At 40.7% G+C, this 15,245-nt stretch carries 15 protein-coding genes; 6 read left to right on the top strand and 9 right to left on the bottom strand.

Annotation, left to right across the window (positions count from 1 at the left end; translation table 11 throughout):
• The first annotated feature begins 9 nt into the window (after positions 1 to 9).
• Entirely contained in the window at positions 10 to 1,179 is a 1,170-nt protein-coding gene (gene dapC, locus BS636_RS10785) for a succinyldiaminopimelate transaminase (protein WP_099338761.1), read from the top strand.
• Between the two features lie 31 nt (positions 1,180 to 1,210).
• Here dapC and BS636_RS10780 read toward each other — a convergent pair whose 3' ends face one another.
• From BS636_RS10780 to msrB, 3 genes are read right to left on the bottom strand one after another with little or no spacing between them, the layout of a single operon-like run.
• Entirely contained in the window at positions 1,211 to 1,666 is a 456-nt protein-coding gene (locus tag BS636_RS10780) for an energy transducer TonB family protein (RefSeq protein WP_228206898.1), read from the bottom strand.
• A 57-nt stretch (positions 1,667 to 1,723) separates the two neighbouring features.
• The gene (locus tag BS636_RS10775; protein ID WP_004892622.1) at positions 1,724 to 2,200 is read right to left on the bottom strand and encodes a glutathione peroxidase; all 477 of its coding nucleotides are present in this window, start codon (positions 2,198 to 2,200) and stop codon (positions 1,724 to 1,726) included.
• Complete coding sequence (gene msrB, locus BS636_RS10770) at positions 2,197 to 2,616, bottom strand: peptide-methionine (R)-S-oxide reductase MsrB (protein WP_099338760.1); 420 nt, start codon at positions 2,614 to 2,616, stop codon at positions 2,197 to 2,199. The genes BS636_RS10775 and msrB overlap by 4 nt, the downstream gene beginning before the upstream one ends.
• A gap of 229 nt (positions 2,617 to 2,845) precedes the next feature.
• On the opposite strand from msrB, the gene BS636_RS10765 reads away from it, so the two are divergent.
• Complete coding sequence (locus tag BS636_RS10765; protein ID WP_099338759.1) at positions 2,846 to 4,276, top strand: pyridoxal phosphate-dependent aminotransferase; 1,431 nt, start codon at positions 2,846 to 2,848, stop codon at positions 4,274 to 4,276.
• Between the two features lie 49 nt (positions 4,277 to 4,325).
• On the opposite strand, the gene BS636_RS10760 is transcribed toward BS636_RS10765, so the two are convergent.
• The 4 genes from BS636_RS10760 to BS636_RS10750 all read right to left on the bottom strand — a co-directional run bounded on the left by BS636_RS10760 (position 4,326) and on the right by BS636_RS10750 (position 8,109).
• Positions 4,326 to 6,311, bottom strand: coding sequence for an acyltransferase family protein (locus BS636_RS10760; protein ID WP_099338758.1), 1,986 nt, complete (start codon positions 6,309 to 6,311; stop codon positions 4,326 to 4,328).
• Positions 6,312 to 6,397: 86 nt separating this feature from the next.
• Positions 6,398 to 6,949, bottom strand: coding sequence for a M23 family metallopeptidase (locus BS636_RS10755; RefSeq protein WP_099338757.1), 552 nt, complete (start codon positions 6,947 to 6,949; stop codon positions 6,398 to 6,400).
• Positions 6,950 to 7,120: 171 nt separating this feature from the next.
• Positions 7,121 to 7,252, bottom strand: coding sequence for a hypothetical protein (locus BS636_RS16570; protein WP_265735283.1), 132 nt, complete (start codon positions 7,250 to 7,252; stop codon positions 7,121 to 7,123).
• A 263-nt stretch (positions 7,253 to 7,515) separates the two neighbouring features.
• On the bottom strand, positions 7,516 to 8,109 hold the full coding sequence (locus BS636_RS10750; protein WP_099338756.1) for a hypothetical protein: 594 nt from the start codon (positions 8,107 to 8,109) through the stop codon (positions 7,516 to 7,518).
• A gap of 162 nt (positions 8,110 to 8,271) precedes the next feature.
• On the opposite strand from BS636_RS10750, the gene BS636_RS10745 reads away from it, so the two are divergent.
• From BS636_RS10745 to uraH, 3 genes are all read left to right on the top strand, one after another.
• Positions 8,272 to 8,814 (top strand): exonuclease domain-containing protein, encoded by a 543-nt coding sequence (locus BS636_RS10745; RefSeq protein ID WP_099338755.1) that lies wholly within the window; start codon positions 8,272 to 8,274, stop codon positions 8,812 to 8,814.
• A gap of 232 nt (positions 8,815 to 9,046) precedes the next feature.
• Entirely contained in the window at positions 9,047 to 9,838 is a 792-nt protein-coding gene (locus BS636_RS10740) for an rRNA large subunit pseudouridine synthase E (protein WP_099338754.1), read from the top strand.
• A 118-nt stretch (positions 9,839 to 9,956) separates the two neighbouring features.
• Positions 9,957 to 10,352, top strand: a complete 396-nt coding sequence (gene uraH / locus BS636_RS10735; protein WP_099338753.1) for a hydroxyisourate hydrolase — start codon at positions 9,957 to 9,959, stop codon at positions 10,350 to 10,352.
• A 249-nt stretch (positions 10,353 to 10,601) separates the two neighbouring features.
• Here uraH and BS636_RS10730 read toward each other — a convergent pair whose 3' ends face one another.
• Positions 10,602 to 11,705 carry a DUF1566 domain-containing protein gene (locus tag BS636_RS10730; RefSeq protein ID WP_099338752.1) on the bottom strand — a complete coding sequence of 368 codons (1,104 nt, stop codon included), beginning with the start codon at positions 11,703 to 11,705 and terminating at the stop codon, positions 10,602 to 10,604.
• A gap of 178 nt (positions 11,706 to 11,883) precedes the next feature.
• On the bottom strand, positions 11,884 to 13,587 hold the full coding sequence (locus BS636_RS10725) for a M61 family metallopeptidase (protein ID WP_099338751.1): 1,704 nt from the start codon (positions 13,585 to 13,587) through the stop codon (positions 11,884 to 11,886).
• A 175-nt stretch (positions 13,588 to 13,762) separates the two neighbouring features.
• Between BS636_RS10725 and BS636_RS10720 the strand changes: the two genes are divergently transcribed.
• Complete coding sequence (locus BS636_RS10720; RefSeq protein ID WP_099338750.1) at positions 13,763 to 15,067, top strand: D-alanyl-D-alanine carboxypeptidase PBP6B; 1,305 nt, start codon at positions 13,763 to 13,765, stop codon at positions 15,065 to 15,067.
• Positions 15,068 to 15,245: the final 178 nt, after the last annotated feature.

The following is a 15,245-nucleotide window of genomic DNA, read 5'->3' as shown; positions in this document are numbered from 1 at the left end:
AACTCTTTCATGAACTCTAGCTTGTCTTTATTGCATCCTTATCCATTTGAAAAGTTGAATAAACTTTTTGCGGATATCAAGCCTGCGAATATGCCACTCATCCCCCTATCGATTGGTGAACCAAAGCATCCGGCTCCTGAGTTTGTGAAACAGGCGATTATTGATAATTTCCAGCATCTGTCGACCTATCCGAACTCTAAAGGTTTGCCTGAACTGCGTACCAGTATCGCTAACTGGCTCACTCGCCGTTTTAAACTGAATAGCATCAGCGCAGACAACAATATCTTGCCTGTATCAGGTACACGTGAAGCGATCTTCTCTTTTGTTCAAGCTCTGATCAATCGTGAAGATGCACCCTATGTGGTGATGCCAAACCCGTTCTATCAGATTTATGAAGGTGCAACGCTGCTTGCAGGTGCTAAACCGTACTTCATCAACTGTACTGAGGAAAATAATTACCTGGGTGATTTTGATACAGTGCCTGCTGAAGTCTGGGAAAAAACTGCATTACTGTTTGTCTGCACACCGGGTAACCCAACAGGTGCCGTGCTGTCTAAAGAACAGTTTAAAAAGCTGATTGCACTTTCTGATAAATACAATTTTGTGATTGCTTCAGATGAATGCTACTCAGAATTATGGTTTGATGAAGCACCAGTAGGTTTACTAGAAGTCTGTGCGGAAATCGGACGTGATGACTACAAAAACTGCGTGGTGTTCCACTCACTGTCTAAACGTTCTAACTTGCCAGGGATGCGTTCAGGCTTTGTTGCGGGTGATGCAGCTCTGTTAAAACCTTATCTGCAATACCGTACTTATCACGGCGCGGCAATGCCGGTTCAACATCAACTGGCTTCAATTGCTGCCTGGGATGATGAAACGCATGTTGAAGAAAACCGCGTACAGTACCGTGCCAAGTTTGACCTATTCCAAAAAGAACTGGGGCATCTGCTACCACTGAAAAAACCGGATGCAGGTTTCTACTACTGGCTGAAAGTTGATAATGATGAAGAATTTGCTAAACGTCTAATGGAACAGGCACATATCAAGGTACTTCCTGGTCGTTACCTGTCTCGTGATACTGAGCAAGGCAATCCAGGTGAAAACCATGTACGTCTAGCTTTGGTGGCGGATCTGGCACAATGTGAACAAGTGATTGAGCGCTTAAAAGCCATTCTCTAAGTCTATCCTTACAATAAAAAATCCACTGTATTTACAGTGGATTTTTTATTTCTATCTCATGCTCCAAGCTATACACCAGATTGCGATCTACCCCTTTGATCGGCTCTAGCTTGGCAGCCAGTACTGCTTCTTTAATTTTGGCATCGACCACTCTCACGCCAGAACTTTGAATGATCTCAACATCGGTAATCTGTCCTGTATGGGCGATGACGGTCATTTTCACTTTTGCTGTCTTGGCACGTTGCAGTTCCGCATCGTTAAATCTGAGATAGGGTGCTTTTAACCAGCTAACCTCAAAACCATGCTTCGCTAGTAGATGAGGCGGAACAGCATTCTTAACTGTGGGCGGCTGATAAGCTGGAACAGGCTGCTTCAGTCTTTTTAACAATTGCTGGGTCTTTTCATCCTGTGCATAAGCAGAAGATGAAAACAGCCCTATACACGCACTAAATAGCAGGCTTTGAATGAAGATTCTGGATTGCAGCATGGCGGAGTACTTGAGGAGAGCGTGACAGGCGGCCAGCGACCGCCCGGAATAAGCTCATTATAGAGCTTTTTCGATCTCAGCTTCCAGGTCTTCAGGCTTGGTGGTCGGGGCAAAACGGTTCAGCACCTTGCCATCACGTCCAATCAGGAACTTGGTAAAGTTCCACTTGATACCATTACCCAGAATTCCTTTAGAATTATTAGTCAAGTAACGAAAAATAGCATGTGCCTCAGGACCTTTCACATCAATCTTGGAGAACATTGGGAAGGTTACCCCATAGTTCTTCTGGCAATATTCGCCAATTTGCTCATTACTGCCCGGATCCTGTCCGCCGAACTGGTTACAAGGAAAACCCAACACTTCCAGACCACGATCTTTATATTTCTCGTAGAGCTTTTCCAAGCCGGCAAACTGTGGCGTAAAACCGCACTTACTCGCAGTATTTACGATCAGTAGCACCTTTCCCTCGTAGTCTGCAAATTGTTTATTTTTTCCATCTAACAATTCAGCTTCAAACTGATATATGTTGGTCATGGATAAGTTTCCTCATCGGTTTTTTCTTGTGTTTTTAATTCTAATGAAGCGGAGTTTACACAGTAACGCAAGCCTGTAGGCTGTGGTCCGTCAGTGAAAACATGCCCTAAGTGTGCATCACAATGGTGGCAAACAATTTCTGTTCTGACCATACCATGAGATGTATCTAAATGCTCTTCAATCGCAGAACCGTTAATCGCCTTGTAGAAACTTGGCCAACCACAGCTACTGTCAAATTTGGTTTCTGAAGTAAATAAAGGTTCACCACAGCAACGGCATACATAAATACCATCTTGTTTCGTATTCCAGTATTTACCGGTAAATGCTGGCTCAGTTCCCTTTTGACGTGTAATACGGAATTCTTCAGGTGATAACTCTCTTTGCCATTCTCTGTCTGATTTACTGAGTTTTCCCATGATGACCGCCCTTTCTATCTTGCTATTTTAAATAGGATAATTCTATATTTACGTGATTCATTTTAAAAATTCTAGTGTTTGTTTAACATTTTACAAAAGACATATAATTCCCAAAAAAGCAAAAAGTAAGCAAATATAGAAGATAAAAGTAAGCAATTTATGTATTAAATGCTTTTTTGTGAGCAATTTTAGTAGTAGACTTAGTCCTAAATTTGCTCAGGATTAAAAAATGTCGCAAAAAAAAAGCGTAATTTTTAAAAATCTATTGCCGGTGATCAAACAATATCAACAGCTTGGATTTACGCATGAAAAAATTGTTGCATTACTCCGAGATGAGCACGATCTCGATCTAGTCACAACTGAGACATTTAAAAGTTATTTATATCGTTATGCAAAAGTGACCTCCACTCTTTCAGAGAACATCAAAATGCCGAACACTTTCCAAAAACCTCGCGAAATCAAAAAATCGTCTAAGCTTGAGCATGTATGCTACGACATTCGCGGACCTGTGTTACGAGCGGCCAACGAGATGGAGGAAGCGGGACATAAGATTATCAAGCTGAATATTGGTAACCCTGCCCCATTTGGCTTTGAAGCACCACAAGAAATTATTAATGATGTGGCACTGAACCTGCCAAATGCGATTGGTTATACCGACTCTAAAGGTATTTTCCCGGCACGTAAGGCGATCTGCCAGTACTACCAGCAAAAAAGCATTCTGAATATGCACGTGAATGACGTGTATGTCGGTAACGGTGTATCTGAGCTGATCGTCATGGCAATGCAAGGCTTGCTGGATGATGGCGATGAAATGCTGATTCCAATGCCGGATTACCCGCTTTGGACTGCAGCCGTGAATTTATCTGGCGGTACTGCGATTCACTATAAATGTGATGAAGAAAATTACTGGTACCCAGACATTGCGGATATGGAAAGCAAGATCACGCCAAATACCCGTGGTATCGTGATCATCAATCCAAACAACCCGACAGGTTCAGTTTATCCACGTCATGTCTTACAACAAATCGTGGATCTGGCGAAGAAGCATGACCTGATTTTGTTTGCTGACGAAATCTACGACAAGATCGTTTATGACGGTATTGAGCATGTTTCGGTTGCATCACTTGCTGGTGATCAGCTGTGTATTTCTTTCAATGGTCTGTCTAAAGCTTACCGTATTGCTGGTTACCGTTCTGGCTGGATGGCGATTACTGGCGATAAGTCTCGTGCAGCAGATTATATCGAAGGTTTGGACATGCTGGCGTCTATGCGTCTATGCGCCAATCATCAGGCTCAATATGCGATTCAAACGGCGCTTGGTGGTTATCAGTCGATTAATGATCTGATCCGTCCGGGTGGCCGCCTGTATGAACAGCGCAATATTGCTTGGGAAATGCTGAATGAAATCCCCGGTGTGACGTGTGTAAAACCTGAAGGTGCTATGTACTGCTTCCCACGTCTAGATCCGGAAATCTATCCGATTGAAGATGATGAGAAACTGATGCTGGATCTGCTACGTGCTGAAAAAGTATTACTGGTTCAAGGTACAGGTTTTAACTGGCCGACTCCGGATCATTTCCGTGTGGTATTCCTGCCAGCCGAAAACGAACTGCGTGAAGCCATTAACCGTTTAGGTCGCTTCCTGGCGAAAATGCGTTAATTCAAAATATAAAAAGACCGCGTTTAAGAACGCGGTTTTTTTACGCCTTTTATTCGGTATTTAAATCTTTCAATGGATTGCCAAACTGTTTCAGATATTCAATGCCTAACTGGCGTGAACCCTGATCATTAATATGATTGTCATCTTTCAAACGATATAAAGGCACATCATTCAGCATTATTCTACAGTTCTGCTGATCACAAATGACTTGGGTCGGATCAATGATTTTCAAATCAGGATATTTCAGCTTTGCTTCAACCAGAATCTGATTAAATACTTTGAGATGATTTTCATAACTCTTCCTTGAAACCGTACATTGCGCATGCCGATGTAGAATCTCATTACGGATATTACAATCTGATGGTATACCTTCCCAATCCAGACGAGGTATATCATTCAATAGAATGATATGATCACCAGCTTTGTGGGCAATTTCCAAAGCTTTCATCAAACCTGCTTTAAAGATCTCCTCATTATTCTGATGAATGCCATCTTTGAGTTTGACCTCATCGCCAAAATACGGCGCATAGGAACCGGCTAGAATAATCATTGGATAATGGGTGTTAGACAGATGCTCGGTAATGGCACCATTCCGTTTCTGGAACTTAGACAGTTCTTCCCAACGTCCTAGCTTTAACTCAGAACGCTGCACGCCCGGCAAATAGAAAGTTGAACTTTGGGCAATGTCATAACCACGTAAATTTGCATCTTTGGCCCATTCATCCAGCATTGCAGTATAAGCATTGGCATGCGAATCCCCAATTAATAGGAAATCAATATCCTCTTTTTTCTGCCCCAATACACAATCTTTAGCATCTGGTAAAGTTTTTGGATCAGTATCCATACAATTACTGCGGATCACATGCGCATAGGCATGCAATGCTTCCTGCTTAGCATAAACTGACGGTGGAAACCGATCCGGAAAACTTTCATTGCTTTTAATAGTTTGAGCAATGGCGATAAAGCTGGTTGCAGGAATCAGAAAGCCCAGAATAATCACTTTGTAATTCGCCGCCATTACAAAGCGTTTTAATGGTTTTTCAGCCAATCGATAGGTCAGGAAAGCTAACAGCAGCGACAGCAGAATAATGATGATCTGATTTTCTGTATTGAGTGGCAGCATATAAATGCCGAATAGCACAATAATCGGCCAGTGCCATAAATACAGCGGATATGAAATTTTCCCGATCCAGGTACTCAGCTGATTACTCAGCAAGAAATTGCTTGAAGGTACAGATTGTCCCAGATAAATAACCACTGCTGTTGCCAGACATGGAATCAGTGCCATAACACCGGGAAATGGCGTCTGTTGATCAAAATAAATCGCTGCTGCAAATAGAACAATCACCCCAAACCAGACCAGACTTTGCAGTAATTTCTTCGGTAGTTTTGGCTGTGGTAGACAGGTGATCAGTGCACCAATCAGTAACTCAAACGCCCGTACCGGCATGCTGTAATAGGCCTTGGCTGGATTTTGAGTCAGTTGATATTGCGCATAAGCCAGTAAAACGATGATGAAGGTACTGATCATTAACCAGAGATATTTACGTGATGCCTTGGCCAGAAACAGCCATAACAGTAAAGGCCAGAAAATATAAAACTGCTCTTCCACCCCCAGTGACCATAAATGTAGCAGCGGCACATTTTCTACATTCGGGCTAAAGTAATCCCCTACCTCATTACGCATATAGATATTGGCAATGAGCACCGTGGCATACATGACACTATTAAAATATTCAGTCAGCTCACCCGGCAGCATCACCTGCCAGGCAATCAAGCTGACAACGGCGAGTACAGTAAAATATGCCGGTGCCAAACGGACTACACGTTTTTTATAGAATCGGGCGATTGAGAATTGCTTGGACTGAATATCACGCGTCAAGATAATAGTGATCAGATAACCTGAAATCACAAAGAAGATATCTACACCAATGTAGCCACCAGAAAATAGTGACCAGCCTAAATGATTGAAAATAACCAGAGATACCGCAATAGCACGTAGGCCATCGATATCTGGACGGTAGGCAATACTCATAAAAACAGGAACAGCGGGAGATAAGCTATTTTATGCTTTTCACTTTTCAGATTGCATTCTTTTACATTTATCTTACATTGCAGCGTTTATTTTAATTCTTCAGCTTTTAAATAAGGATAAGGATTGGTCGCGCCTTGCCCGCTAAAATAAATCCCATAATGCAGATGTGGCGGTGTGGTTTTGGCATTACCGGTATTGCCCACATAGGCAATTACCTCACCCGCTTCTACCCAGTCACCTTCCTGTATATGTTCGGCATAATCCTCCAGATGCGCATAATAGTGTTGGCTCAGCTCCGGCCCGGTTATCCAGATCACTTTACCACCCAAATTATTGGTTCCAATATTCCTGACAATGCCCTTGGTGGCACTCAGTACAGGTGTACCGCGTTTGGCAAAGATATCTATTCCTTCGTGCTTGCGGCCTGCACTCCGTGCAGCACCCCACGTATCATTGAGCTGTCTTTGCGTTACCCCTTCTACTGGAATCGTTAAAGGTTGAGATAAAGCTTCTTTCCTCAATTGCCAATATAGATATGGGCTTTTCCAACCTGCCGACTCACCAGACGGCGGCGGCTGACAGCCGCTCAAGAGTATCAATACTGCAATCAGGATTAAGGAAGCTCTTATATTCGGCACTACAATTTCTCATTCATTCTTCTTAAAATAATCTTATTCAATTCAATCTGATCACACGTGCTGTTCTTGTAATTTTTGTTGATGATTCCCTTGAAGAATATTTCCACCTATTACAACAAAACCCTCTAAAAGAGGGTTTTGTTGTAATTATCACCGATTCAAGATCATGGACTATTTACGTTTTTTTGCCCGTGATGGTTTAGATTTTTGAGGTTGCTGCTGTTGCTGTTGATCCTCGTCCTGCATAGAATCCTTTTTGTCCTTCTGCTGAACTTGCTTATGTTTTGCCTGAGATCTAGCCATAAAAGCTCCTAAGAGAGAATTCTCTATCACTTAAAGTTGCATGATTTACTCTAGCTTGTATGCAAAATATTCCAACCGTATAGCTGTATCAAAATACGTGAATGTAATAGGTCAAAGAACTAAAATAATGACTTTAATATTATTTTTAATTTCTAAAGTTACGTAAAATACATGTTCTTACATGAAAAAACAGGGAGCAAAATTTCCCTGTTTCTCATTCATTCAACTTATTTATATTTGAACTTTTTAAAATGGTTTTAATCTTAGAAGTTGTAACGCACACCCAGTTTATAAATTAATCCATTCAGATCGACTTCATGCAGTTTTCCTTCTGCACAATCTCCATCTATACAAATACGAGTCTTGCGGTTATACATCCACTTATAGCCCAGTGTGCCAAACAGATCGACTTGTGATGAAGGTTTAAAACCTAGCTCGGCATAAAGCGGAACAGTAATATATTTGAGTTCAACTTTGGTTCTGCCAATATCTGCCTCACTAAATTTATCTTCCATATATGCATAGCCGACCCCTAAAGAGCCTGCGGTATAAACCTCATTATTTTCATAAAATTTATATTTATAGCCTACTGTCCCCTCACTTAGCCAAAACTTATCTTTCAGATAGCTATATTCAGCCCAGATACTTGCGCGTGGATGACTGTGATATTCCAAGTTGATAAATGCTCCATTAAAAGCTTCATCTTCAAACCAGTCATGTGACTTTAAATTAAAGCCCGAGTAACCTACAGCTACTCCAATATTGTATGGCTTGGTTTGATAACCATATACAGGTGAATTTGCCTGAGAAGATGCAGAAATTAACCCAATGACCCCAGCTAAAATTAATTTTTTCATAGAAATTCTTCTTTATTATTGAATGTTTAAGATACTAATTTTCTAAACAAAAATAAATCAATTGCTTAAGCAAAGCGAGTAAAAATTATTAAATAGATAGTGAAGTTCGATACCCTCATAATAAAGTCACCCCAGCTATGATTCATCACCAGAAGAATAAACATGAAAAAAGAAATTTTTATTTCCGTCGATATCGAAGCTTCTGGCCCGATCCCCGGTGAATACGATTTACTTTCTATAGGCATGTGCCTGGTGGATCATCCTGATATCCAGTTTTATTGTGAATTACAGCCTATTTCCTATAAAGCTGATCCGAAAGCTTTAGCAGTGGCCAGTTTCAATTTAGAAGATTTGGCAAAAAATGGGATAGATCCCATCACAGCTATGCAGAATTGCGCTACATGGCTTGAGCAGCATCTATCAAAATCTGAAACACCAATATTTGTCGGATTTAATGCCGGTTTTGACTGGTCTTTTATGAACTATTATTTCCATAAATTTATAGGTCACAATCCTTTCGGAGTCTCCTCTCTGGATATTAAATCTCTGTATTTAGGTGCATTTGGTGGACGTTGGTCAGAGACACGAGCAAAAAATATTATTGAAATTTTAAAGCCTCAAACTAGAGGCAATCATAATGCGCTTCAGGATGCGATCTTTCAGGCAGAGCTGTTTCGTTTAATTTTAAAACAGATTCAACTTTAATTTTATTTACGCTTATTACTGAATTAGGTCCTTCTTCAATGAAATAAAAGTTGATTCACATGCCAGCTGTTTCAAAAATATTTCGAGATAAGCAACACTTTAAAGCCGTCTTCCCTCATAATACCCATATATAAATCCACCGTTTTTTAGATTTCAATGGGAGATCACGACTATCCCCAATCGAAGAAATCTGCTTATTTTCAAATTTTTGTAATTATAGAAGTCTTTTCCTATGAAAATCGTCATTCTTAACAAACCTTATGACGTCCTCTCCCAGTTTCGTAAAGACGAAGCACACATGACGATGTCTGATTTCGTAGATGATCCAACACTGCGTTTGGCGGGTCGTCTCGATATGGACTCGGAAGGTCTGGTATTCCTGACCGATCATGGTGGTTTAAACCAGTTCATTACCAACCCAGCCAATAAAAAATTCAAGACTTACCTGGTTCAGGTTGAAGGCGACGTGACTGAAGAAGCGCTTGAGCAGTTACGTAAAGGTGTTGAGCTGAAAGATGGCATTACCTTACCTGCAAAAGCAATCAAGGTTCAGCAACCAGAATGGTTATGGGATCGTGATCCTCCAGTTCGTTTCCGTGCTTCAGTACCAACGTCATGGGTAGAAATCTCAATCTGTGAAGGCCGTAACCGTCAGGTACGTCGTATGACTGCAGCAGTAGGTTTCCCTACTTTGCGTTTGATCCGTACCAAAATCGGTTCTATTGATTTGGTACAATTGGGTCTGCAACCGGGTGAGACCAAAGAAATCGAACCTTTGCTTTACCCTGACTTTAAAGAGGTGCCTGCAGAAGAGCCATACCGTTCACGTTCTTATGTGAAAAAACCGGGTGGTACAGGCGGCAAGCCAATCAACAAAAAAGTGAATAAAGACGGTACCAAGAAAAAAACCGGTACACCACGCGTTTGGCAACTGGAAGAAGGTGAAAAACCGCGTCGTAAGACCAATGGTACAACACGTCCAAATACCAAAGCGCCGCGTGGTCGCGGACGCGGTCGTGGCTAAGTTTTAATAGCTTCTCTATAAAGCTCACTTCGGTGGGCTTTTTTATTACACAACTTCAATAGTTTTTATTTTTCAGTCTATTAGAATAATTTTAAGTATTCATTTTGCGATGAGTCTCATGAAAAGAATAATTTTTGCCTTAACTGCAACTACCCTCTCAACTTTTAGCTTTGCCAATCCACTAAGTGTTCACGTATTAAATCAGGAAACTGGCTTGCCTTCTTCCAATGTCACAGTGACTTTAGAAGCCCAACAAGGTGAGAAATGGGTCAAGCTCAATGAAGCCAAAACAGATAAGGATGGCCGGATTAAAGAGTTTTATCCGAAGGACACTGCCCTACAAAAAGGTATCTATAAAGTCACTTTTAAAACTGGTGACTGGTTTAAGGAAAAGAATCAACGGACATTCTTTCCTGAAGTACCGGTCGTATTTGTAATCGATGGTACTTTGGAGCATTACCATATTCCACTGTTGTTAAGTTCTTATGGATATTCAACGTATCGAGGGAATTAAGGACTTAAACTAATTAATGCTAAGAAATATTAATTATCTAACCATCACCAACTCCAGCATGAAACAATGGTTCAACGTATTCAAATACCAAGGCACTAGATGGACATAATCGCGGTTAATTTTTAGTATTTAAATTAAAGCCCACGTAAGTGTGTTTTTTACTCTATTGTCTGCCTCCTATATTTAATAAAAAACCGATGAATAGGCATCGGTTATCAACACATAAATTCTTCAGAAAATACATTTGATTTATTCAAATTGCTTAATCACTTCGAACTGCTTACTCATACAAAATGTATTTTCTAGTGCATTCTCCAATTGTGATGGAGTGAAGTTTTTAAAGCTACCATCTTTAAGATTCACAGTAATAATTGGTCCATTAACAGCTATTACTCCTCCCTTATCAGAAACATCGCCTACTTTGATATTTTTACGCCACACTGCGTTTTTTTCTTTTTGGCATTGTTTCGTTTCAGCTTGTGCTTGATCATATGCCTGATTAAATGCAGCTGAACGAGCACTTTGTTCTGTTTGATATTGTTTTACTGCACTCAAACCATTGTCTTGAGGACCATTTCCACCACGCACTAAGCGAACTACAGCTTCTTGTGCACTTCGTCCACTATCATACGTCGCATATTCAATACCATCGCCTACTGTAACAGTTTCATTGGGATCATAGATTTCTCCATATAAATCTGCTCGTGATAAATTTAAATATGCAAACTCTTGTCCTGCACCAGTTACCATATTTGATGATGTCCATGGATTCCCCCATGTACAACCAATCGTACATTCACCATTAATAATTTGACCAACTCGTATCAGCTTATTTTTCCAAATATCAAGCCCACGAACATTTCTTTTATTTAAAACTGTTCCTTGCTTTGTAGTTCCATATGTAGTTAATAAAACTTCATTGAGAGTAGGTAAGCGCCAATCCGAATAACCTGCATAGTTTTTGGCATTCATTTCATTCACTGTCGCCAATACCTGCCGATAATTAAAAATAGCATAAACAGTTTCACCTACGCAGCCCGAACCATTCCATGTCATCGGAACTGGGCAACGACTCCAAGTTAAATTCGTTAAAGGATCTATAAAATACCCTTTGTTTAGAGCATTAGCATCTGTTGCAACTTTAACTGATGATAAAGCTCCAATTTCATCCATTCCATTAGGCGCTATAGCTCCACTTTTTACTTTATTTGCATATTGAGCAACTTCATTAACCTGTTGCAATATATTACCCGCTTGAGCCAAAGCTTCAGACCACTTACTAGCTCCAGCTACTGGAACATAAGCACATACCATACTAATTAAAAACATTTTTTTTAAAGCGATTATTTTCATTTGACCCCCAAAATCACACAAATATTGTACTAATAATATTATTATTTTTCTAAATTATTTATTAAAAAATAATTGATAATTAATTAATTTTAATCCTTATTATATTGTCATAAAATTTCTACCTAGCAATAAAAAACCGGTGCATCAACACCGGTTTTTTAAATCAGCAAATGCTAAATCAAGCTTTCAACCACTTCTCAGCTTTAGCTTGATCTTCAATTTTCAATTCAACTTCAGTCAGTTCAGAACCTGCCGCTGGAACTTCAAAAGTCATTAGCTCATCACGACGGAATGCATGAACAGTATAAGTCCCTTCCTGCTTCGCATATTTCTCAGCAAGTTTTATTGTCGCTTTCAGACCATCAATCGCAATGATCACATCATTAGCTGACAGGCCGGCTTTCGCGGCGGCACTATCACGACGAGCCGATTGAATTAATACACCTTCAGGCTTATCAACCAATTTTAGACCAAATGGCAGAGACTTGTCATTTTTCAGGGTATAGCACAGACCAAATTCAGGGAATAACTGATCTAGTGGTAATTCTTCTGTGGTATTGATCAGATGATTGATCTGTTCTAACCAGTTGTCGCCAGTCAATTCTTCACATAATTCGAAAATAGTACGCTCATTGACCTGAACGCCATTTTGCGCATTTTCATACAGCTTACGCATTAAGGCATCAAGACTTGAACCACGTAAACGCAAACCTAAATCCAAGCAAAGCGCAACCAAACAACCTTTGTTGTAGTAACTGGTGCCAGCATTATTTGAGTTTTCATCCTGACGGTAAAATTTCACCCAAGCATCAAAGCTCGACTCAGATACGCTTTGAATAAAACGACCTGGATTTTGCAAATAACGGTCAATCTGAGCTTTCAGCAAAGCAATATATGACTCTTGGTTAATCACGCCACTGCGTAGCAGGATCAGGTCATCATAATAAGACGTGAAGCCTTCAAAGATCCAAAGCAAAGAGGTATAGCCTTCCTGATTCAGATCATAATTCACAAAGTTTTCAGGACGAATAAATTTTACCAACCACGAGTGGAAATATTCGTGACTGCATAGCCCCAAGAAACGTTGATAATCCTTAGATGGCTCTTCCGGCTCATTGGCTTTCGGTAGATCACCACGTGGCGTAATCAGGCTAGTTGAGTTTGGATGTTCCAGACCGCCATAACTGTTGCCCGTTGCCATGGTCATAAAAGTATAGTTACTAAATGGCACTGAACCGAACATGGAAATTTCAGTACTACAGATCTTTTCCAGATCCTGCTGCATACGCTCAGCATTCATCTCATGTTTGCCAGAAACCACGAACTCATGTGGAATACCATTGGCTTCAAAGCTGAATCGGCTCTGTTCTGCCAATTCAAATGGCGAATCGATCAGTTCAGCATAGTTTTCTGCTTTAAGCGTATAACGGCCTTTGACCAGACTCTTGGATGCCATGCCCGTAGCCAACTGGAAGTGCTTCAATTCATCCGGTAGGAAGATTTCAACTTCAATGGCCTTATTTTCTTGACCTTCCAGTCCTATGCAGGCACAGGCTGGGTTCACATATAGACGCGTTTCATCAACATAAGCACCGCGCACCGACAGGTCATAGGCATAGACATCGTACTCAACCGTGATTAGTTCATGGTCGGTATTGAACAGACGCCATTTATTCTTTTCAAATTTCTGAATTTTCAGCTGACGGCCAGCTTCATCAAAGGCTTTTACCCCTTCAATGTGTTTAGAAAATTCACGAATCAGATAACTGCCCGGAATCCACGTTGGCAAAGACAACACCTGTGTAGGGTCTGCTAAAAAGCGAACAGTCACGTGAACAAGATGCTGACGATAATCGTCAAATTCGATTTGATAATGCAACATAATGGGCGATTCAAAATAAATTAGAATGTGTTATGGCTAAGCTTAACATTTTTTTCCAATACATTGCGGAAGTGTCTTAAATGTCTACAATGAGCACTAGTCATTGCAAAAAAAAAGGCTTAGCATGCCTAAAATTTTTTTGCTCGCCAACGGATTGGTCGAATAAGGAACCCCCTTGAAATTTATCATCTCACTGATTGCGACATTGTGCATTTTTGTGTCCGCAATTTCGCATGCTGCCCTACTGAATATTAATCCTGAAAGCGTTGAAGCCGAAGCTTGGACCATTCTGGACAGTCAGACCGGTCAGACCATTGCATCGCACAATGAAGACCTGCAACGTGCCCCAGCTTCCCTGACCAAAATGATGGTGGCCTATATCACTTTAAAAGAAATTCAGGCAGGAAGATTAAGTAAAAGTGAAATAATTACGGCGACACCTGTGGTGAATATGGTGATGTGGGATGAATCCCAGATGTACCTGAAAGAAGGTGAGCAAATTTCCGTAGATCAGTTATTGGCTGGCTTGATTGTAATGTCTGCCAATGATGCTGCAGTGACTTTGGCAGAAAGAATTTCTGGTAGCGTACCCAAGTTTGTCGAGCGTATGAACAAGGAAGCACAAGCTTTAGGAATGACCCATTCCCATTTCCAGAATCCACCCGGTGTAACCATGCCTGAGCACTACTCCACGGCAGCTGACTTAGCCAAACTATCTCAAGCCTTAGTCAATGAAACCCCGGACTATCTATACTATTCCAAGCAACCAAGTTTCACTTATAACCAGCGCTTTCACCGTGCTACAAACCTATTGCTGAAGATGGACCCTACAGTCGATGGTTTGAAAACTGGCTTTACTCGTGCCGCAGGTTATAACCTGGCTGCAACTGCGATCCGTCCAAGCATCGAAATGAACATGCCTAACCGTCGCCTGATTGTGGTGGTGCTGAGCACTAAAAGCGGTGTAAAACGAGCTGAAGTTGCACATAAGCTCATGAACCTGGCGTATACCTATACCCGCAATGAAGTGGCACTTAAAGACAAGCAGGTGCTAGCTGAACTTCCTGTGGTTCAATCTACCTTAAAAATGTTTAAGGTGGAGACCAAACAGCCAGAACTGATTACCACTTCACTCTATGATCAAAGCTATAGCATTGACCTGAACCAGTTTGACCAAAGCACGCAACGTGTGATGCTGGATACAGGTAACGGTGTTCTGCAAAGCATTGAGCCATTACGTGAAACTCAGACTCACCTAAACATTGAAGTGACTGAAAACAAATTGACTGCGCCATTAGCGAAAGTCATGCAACTGGCGACAGTAAATGTCTATCAGAATGATCAGCTGATCCGTACCATTTTAATTGAAGATCAGGTTGATATTGAAGAAGCCAATTTCTTTGAAAAGTTCCTGCAATGGTTATCTAGCCTGTTCTCAAGCAGTACTGCAGACGTCAAACTGTATCCAATTACAAAATAAAATTTGTGATTAAAAAGGATGGCAATTCTATCAATAAGCCATCCTTTTTTATTGCCTAGTATTCTTACTCATTTTGCAATAAACAATCCTTTCCATAGATACTATTAGGTTATATCCTTGAATTGCTACATTTTGTAAGCTGTATAACAATTCTTATCAAGACCTTCTTTTCTGCCTG

This window comes from Acinetobacter sp. LoGeW2-3, from assembly GCF_002688565.1.
Lineage (GTDB): Bacteria > Pseudomonadota > Gammaproteobacteria > Pseudomonadales > Moraxellaceae > Acinetobacter.
Note: the sequence above shows the minus strand (reverse complement) of the source record. Positions and strands in the feature narration are given on the sequence as shown.

Excerpts from the sequence above, each read along its gene's own strand:
- dapC (WP_099338761.1), top strand. The coding sequence starts at position 10 with ATGAACTCTAGCTTGTCTTTATTGCATCCTTATCCATTTGAAAAGTTG.
- BS636_RS10780 (WP_228206898.1), bottom strand. The coding sequence starts at position 1,666 with ATGCTGCAATCCAGAATCTTCATTCAAAGCCTGCTATTTAGTGCGTGT.
- BS636_RS10775 (WP_004892622.1), bottom strand. The coding sequence starts at position 2,200 with ATGACCAACATATATCAGTTTGAAGCTGAATTGTTAGATGGAAAAAAT.
- msrB (WP_099338760.1), bottom strand. The coding sequence starts at position 2,616 with ATGGGAAAACTCAGTAAATCAGACAGAGAATGGCAAAGAGAGTTATCA.
- BS636_RS10765 (WP_099338759.1), top strand. The coding sequence starts at position 2,846 with ATGTCGCAAAAAAAAAGCGTAATTTTTAAAAATCTATTGCCGGTGATC.
- BS636_RS10760 (WP_099338758.1), bottom strand. The coding sequence starts at position 6,311 with ATGAGTATTGCCTACCGTCCAGATATCGATGGCCTACGTGCTATTGCG.
- BS636_RS16570 (WP_265735283.1), bottom strand. The coding sequence starts at position 7,252 with ATGGCTAGATCTCAGGCAAAACATAAGCAAGTTCAGCAGAAGGACAAA.
- BS636_RS10750 (WP_099338756.1), bottom strand. The coding sequence starts at position 8,109 with ATGAAAAAATTAATTTTAGCTGGGGTCATTGGGTTAATTTCTGCATCT.
- BS636_RS10745 (WP_099338755.1), top strand. The coding sequence starts at position 8,272 with ATGAAAAAAGAAATTTTTATTTCCGTCGATATCGAAGCTTCTGGCCCG.
- BS636_RS10740 (WP_099338754.1), top strand. The coding sequence starts at position 9,047 with ATGAAAATCGTCATTCTTAACAAACCTTATGACGTCCTCTCCCAGTTT.
- uraH (WP_099338753.1), top strand. The coding sequence starts at position 9,957 with ATGAAAAGAATAATTTTTGCCTTAACTGCAACTACCCTCTCAACTTTT.
- BS636_RS10730 (WP_099338752.1), bottom strand. The coding sequence starts at position 11,705 with ATGAAAATAATCGCTTTAAAAAAAATGTTTTTAATTAGTATGGTATGT.
- BS636_RS10725 (WP_099338751.1), bottom strand. The coding sequence starts at position 13,587 with ATGTTGCATTATCAAATCGAATTTGACGATTATCGTCAGCATCTTGTT.